This window comes from Halalkalibacter oceani (assembly GCF_023715705.1).
Lineage (GTDB): Bacteria > Bacillota > Bacilli > Bacillales > Bacillaceae_D > Halalkalibacter > Halalkalibacter oceani_A.
Genome location: NZ_JAMBOS010000065.1, coordinates 1 through 1,131, shown reverse-complemented (window position 1 = coordinate 1,131; position 1,131 = coordinate 1). Strand labels below are relative to the sequence as shown.

The following is a 1,131-nucleotide window of genomic DNA, read 5'->3' as shown; positions in this document are numbered from 1 at the left end:
TGTTCAGAAAGCGTACAATCAGTGCTAAGAATCGCCAGCCATTCACTCTTTTTGTTTCGGTTTTGAACAAATACAACTTTGACTGGAATACCATTTGCCATTGTTGTATGAACAGAACGCAAAATGCCTTTCTGGTTCGAAACAGGTGTGGCCACCTTATACAATGCTTTTAAAGATAGCTTTTGATGGTTCACCAAATAGCGTTGATTCGTTGCTTTGACCATTCCAATCACGTCAAGACCGATTTCAACGATAGATTGTATGAGCGGTTGCTGTGTAAACCATGTATCCATTAACACATAGTCCGCTGAGACACCTGCATCTAGTGCTCTCTTGACCATGCTTGGAACAATGGAAGGTGCGGATTCTAACGCTTCTACTCGACGTTTGTATCCAGAACAGCGTTTATCAATGTGTTCGGAAATCCCGTTAATTTGTGCGTTGGTGGAGCTTAACAACGTAAAATCCAGAGGCATGAACGTACAGCCATCCGACCAACCAAGGGTAAGCATACGAAACCCTTTATAGAAACGGTTCTTCAATGAAGAATGATCCATACAACGAGCGAGAAGCTCCACCTTTTTACTGCGATTTCTCTCAAACATCGAGTCATCGATGATGAAAACATTTGGACGCTTGCCATCTGTAAGATGGTCGACTTTTTGAATCGCATAAGCACTTAAACTAGTTAAAAAACGGCGCCAAGCAAACTTGGAATGATTCATAAAACGATACACTGCATCTTTAGCTGGATAACAGTCACTCTTCTTTGACTGTAGAAGCGTAAACCAACTCTTGTGGTGAAAGATTAAGCAGAATATGAGTTGAAACAAATAGGAAGCTGGGAATCCAAATTTCTTCGTAATGCCAGCTTTTCGGAGATGCTTAAACATCCCTAATTCACTAAATGCGTTTTTCAATTCTTTTGATAGTTGATTCTTTTGATCATTATGCTCTATCATATAGAAGCACCTCTTCTGTTGGTAGTGTATTCTCGACAAATCCACTATACCAAAGAATGAGGTGTTTTTTGTATTTATGAAGCATAATGTCAAGGCTCCTATTGAAATAGGGAGAACCCAAACAAAATCAACAACCTCATCTAATTATTTAGGTGCGAAGTTTGAGTTA

At 39.6% G+C, this 1,131-nt stretch carries 1 protein-coding gene; it reads right to left on the bottom strand.

The features are described from left to right. A partial coding sequence (locus M3212_RS21655) for an IS4 family transposase (protein ID WP_251195973.1) occupies nt 1-962 on the bottom strand: 962 nt, incomplete at its 3' end. Nucleotides 963-1,131: the final 169 nt, after the last annotated feature.